This is a genomic window from Megasphaera sp. DJF_B143 (genome assembly GCF_900320625.1).
GTDB classification, from domain to species: Bacteria; Bacillota; Negativicutes; order Veillonellales; family Megasphaeraceae; genus Megasphaera; species Megasphaera hexanoica.
The window spans coordinates 1-4,317 of the sequence record NZ_ONTA01000178.1 but is presented as its reverse complement, the minus strand read 5'-3'; the positions used below and the strand labels follow the sequence as shown (position 1 = coordinate 4,317).

3 protein-coding genes are annotated in these 4,317 nt (G+C 52.2%); all 3 read left to right on the top strand.

Annotation, left to right across the window (positions count from 1 at the left end):
• A partial coding sequence (locus DBO31_RS05400) for a sodium:solute symporter (protein ID WP_234995404.1) occupies positions 1–1,418 on the top strand: 1,418 nt, incomplete at its 5' end.
• A gap of 296 nt (positions 1,419–1,714) precedes the next feature.
• Entirely contained in the window at positions 1,715–2,590 is an 876-nt protein-coding gene (gene glyQ, locus DBO31_RS05395; protein ID WP_150824631.1) for a glycine--tRNA ligase subunit alpha, read from the top strand.
• The coding region (gene glyS, locus DBO31_RS05390; protein ID WP_150824630.1) for a glycine--tRNA ligase subunit beta at positions 2,591–4,317 on the top strand (1,727 nt) is incomplete at its 3' end.

Sequence of the window (4,317 nt, the reverse complement as noted above, 5' to 3'; positions counted from 1 at the left end):
GTATCTCTATTCTCGGTGCTATTCCGGGCCTGAAGGATAGAAAAATGAGTGCTGAAAACTGGGCTGTCGGCGGCCGTAATTTCGGGCGCTGGCTGAACTGGTTCATTATGTGCGGGGAAGTATACACCGCCTTTGCTTTCTTAGGTGCCAGTGGCTGGGCATATGCCCGTGGGGGCCCTACCTTCTATATCCTGGCTTATGGCGGTCTGGCATATCTCGTCGGTTACCACGTATTGCCCCGTGTCTGTGCGCTCGGCCATCGTCATAAATTAGTGACCCAGGCAGACATGGTAGAATATCTCTACAGCAGCCGTCCCCTTGGGATTTTCATTTCCTGTGTCGGCGTCGCCTTCCTCCTGCCGTATCTGCAGCTGCAGCTTACTGCTCTGGGTCTTATCGTGGAAGTCGCTTCTCTCGGAGCCATCGGCCGCGTCCAGGCCATGCTCATCGCCTTCGTCATGGTTGCGGCATTCGTCTTCCTGAGCGGCCTGAAAGGTGTTGCTTCTACGGCAGTATTTAAGGACGTCAGCATGATCGCTGCTATGCTGATTTTTGGTATTTATCTTCCGTATCATTACTGCGGCGGTTTCTCTGAAATGTTTACAGCCGTAGAATCGATTAAACCCGATTTCCTGACTTTCCCTGGCGGCACGAAGAACCTCGATGTGACCTGGGGAATGTCTACCATTGCACTGACTGCCCTGGGTTTTTATATGTGGCCCCATTTTTCGACCAATACGTTCAGTGCCAAAGACCCGGACGTACCGCGTCATAATGCCATTTATCTGCCCTTTGCCCAGCTAGCACTGATTTTCCCAATGCTCGTCGGCTTTACGGCAGTCATCGTATACGCCAGCAATCCGCTGCCTCGTACCGATATGGCATTCCTGTTCCTCGTAAGGGATACGTTCCCGACATGGGTACTGGGAATCCTCGGCGGTGCCGGCGCTCTGGCCTGCATGATTCCCGCAGCGGATCTGCTCCTTTCTACGTCGCTGCTCATTTCCCGCAACATTTATGTACGCGGCTTCCGTCATAACGATGAACACGTTACACCAGAACATATGAAGAACGTAGCCCGGTATCTCATCCTCATCCTGACGGCTGTTGCTCTTTACCTTTCCATTTTCCATGCCAACCTGCTGGTCAATCTGCTGCTCACGGGCTATGCCGGCGTTACTCAGTTCTTCCCGATTATCGTACTCGGCCTGTTCTGGAAAAAAGCCAGCAAGCTCGGCGCCGTCTGTGGCCTTATTGTCGGAGAATTCCTGGTATTCTTCCTCATCCTGAGCAAAATGGATCCCGTTGCCCTCGGTTCGGTCCATATCAATGCCGGATTCTTTGCCCTGTGCATCAACACGCTTGTCTTCGTCATCGTCAGCCTGATTACTTCGTCGGGCAAGACGAAGATGATTTAACGGTCTCTATCCTCATGATTGACAACTCCCACAAGATTTGCTATGATTAGTGGCATGAAAGCCGATGAAAGAAAGTAGTATGCAGTCCGCCACAGCGAGGCAGGGAGGGTGTGAGCCTGCCAGAAGGAGTGCAGAAGGCATTCTGAAGGCGGCAGCCGGAAGCCGTTGCGGTGTGTATGGCTGCATAAAGTGAGCGGGTCAATCGACCAATCAGGGTGGAACCGCGGGTGTTAACTCGTCCCTGTAACATCAAGAGATGTTACAGGGACTTTTTTTGTACAGGAGGGAAAAGCAACATGAACTTTCAGGAAATGAGCTTCGCTTTGAAGAAATTTTGGTCCTCCCAAGGCTGCATCATCCAGGAACCGTATGATGTAGAAAAAGGGGCAGGTACAATGAATCCGGCGACGTTCCTGCGTACGCTGGGACCGGAACCGTGGCACGTCGCATACGTCGAACCGTCCCGCCGTCCGGCCGATGGCCGTTATGGCGATAATCCAAACCGCCTTTATCAGCATCACCAGTTTCAAGTTATTATGAAGCCGTCCCCGGACAATATTCAGGAGCTTTATTTGGCCTCCCTGGAGCGTCTTGGCATCAATCCCAAGGAGCACGATATCCGCTTTGTCGAAGACAACTGGGAATCGCCGACACTGGGTGCCTGGGGTCTCGGCTGGGAAGTCTGGCTCGACGGCATGGAAGTCACACAGTTTACTTATTTCCAGCAGGTGGGCGGCATAGACGTTCATCCTGTATCATCGGAAATCACATATGGTATGGAACGACTGGCCATGTACATTCAGGGTGTAGACAACGTATACGACCTGGAATGGACGGATGGCGTGACTTATGGTGACATTTTCCATCAGAACGAATTCGAACAGTCGTCCTATGCCTTTGAAGTCAGCGATGCCAAGCTGCTGTTCCATCTCTTTGACCTCTATGAAGCCGAAGCCATGCGGACCATCGAAGCCGGCTTTGTCCTGCCTGCCTATGACTATGCGCTGAAATGCTCTCATACGTTCAACCTGCTCGATGCGCGGGGCGCTATCAGCGTCAGCGAACGGGCTGCTTTTATCGGCCGTGTCCGCAACTTGTCCCGGGCCTGCGCCAAAGCCTATCTCGAACAGCGTAAAAAACTGGGGTTCCCTATGTTGAAGGAGGAAAAATAAATGAGCAAAGATTTACTGCTTGAAATTGGTACGGAAGAAATCCCGGCTCATTATATGCCGAGTATCCTCAGTCAGATTAAGGATCTGGCCCATAAAAAACTGGATGAAGCTAACATATCCTATGAATCCATCCGCTCGCTGGGCACGCCGCGCCGTGTAGCTCTTCTGATCGCTGGTGTGGCAGAAAAGCAGTCCGATGTATCGGCCAAGAACAAAGGGCCGTCCGTCAAGATTGCCTATGACAGCGAAGGCAAACCGACGAAAGCTGCTATGGGGTTTGCCCGGGGCCAGAAGATAGCCGTAGAAGACCTGGTCGTAGAAGACGGGTATGTCTATGCCAACGTTACGACAATCGGCAAGGATACAGCCAGTCTGCTGCCGGATATCCTGAAAGATATCATCCTGTCCCTGAGTTTCCCCAAGAGCATGATCTGGGGTGACCAGACGGTTCATTTCGTACGGCCTCTGCGCTGGTTCGTAGCGCTCTTTGGCACGGATGTCGTTCCCTTTGAAATTGCCAAAGTAAAATCCGGGCGCATCAGCCGCGGCCACCGTTTCCTCGGTACGGGCGATTTTGAAATCCCGTCTATGAAAGACTATGAAGCCGTAACGAGAGAACATTTCCTCATCGTCGATCCGGAAGAACGCAAACAGATGATTCTCCAAGGCATGCAGAAACTGGCGGACGAAAAGGGCGGTACGATCATCATGGATGAAGACCTCCTGGAAGAAGTCGTATTCCTCGTCGAATATCCTACGGCCCTGTGCGGCGAATTCGATACGGAATTCCTCCAGCTCCCGGAAGCGGCCATCATCACGCCGATGAAAGACCATCAGCGGTATTTCCCCATGCGCGATAAAGACGGCAAGCTCATGAACCTGTTCCTCACCGTCCGCAATGGCGATGACTATCATCTGGAAACGGTCCAGCACGGCAATGAACGGGTACTGCGCGCCCGCCTGGATGATGCCAAGTTCTTCTTTGAAGAAGATAAGAAAAAGAAACTTATCGACCGCGTCGATGACCTGCAGCGCATCGTATTCCAGGACGGCCTGGGTACACTCAAAGATAAGGCACAGCGTCTGGAACAGATTACGACATTTCTCAATCACAAACTGGATCTGGGCCTCGATGATGGCGACCTTACCCGCCTGTCCGACTTGGCCAAGACTGACCTCCTGACCCAGATGGTAGCTGAATTTACGGAACTTCAGGGCGTCATGGGACGAGAATATGCCATGATTGACGGCGAAAAGCAGGAAATTGCCGATGCCATCAACGAACAGTATCTGCCGCGTTTTGCCGGCGACGAACTGCCTCAGACTACGATGGGTAAAGTCCTCGGCATTGCCGATAAATTCGATACCATTACCGGCTCGTTCAGTTTGGGCCTCATTCCGACAGGGTCGCAGGATCCCTTTGCCCTGCGCCGCCAGACTATCGGTATCCTGAATATCCTCATGGATGCCGGTTGGAACCTCAACTGTGACGAAGTCTTTGCTTTCATTCTCAATCTCCTTCACGTGGAAGAAGATAAGCAGGCCGAAGTCATGAGCCAGCTCAATGAATACTTCACCCTGCGTCTGAAAAATATCTTCCAGGATAAAGGGATGGATTATCATATCATCGACTGCGTACTGGCATCGGATACGCTCAATGCTGCGGAAGCTGCTAAGAGAGCCGATGCGCTCATCCGTGCTGATCTCATGAGCCAGACCGAACTGCT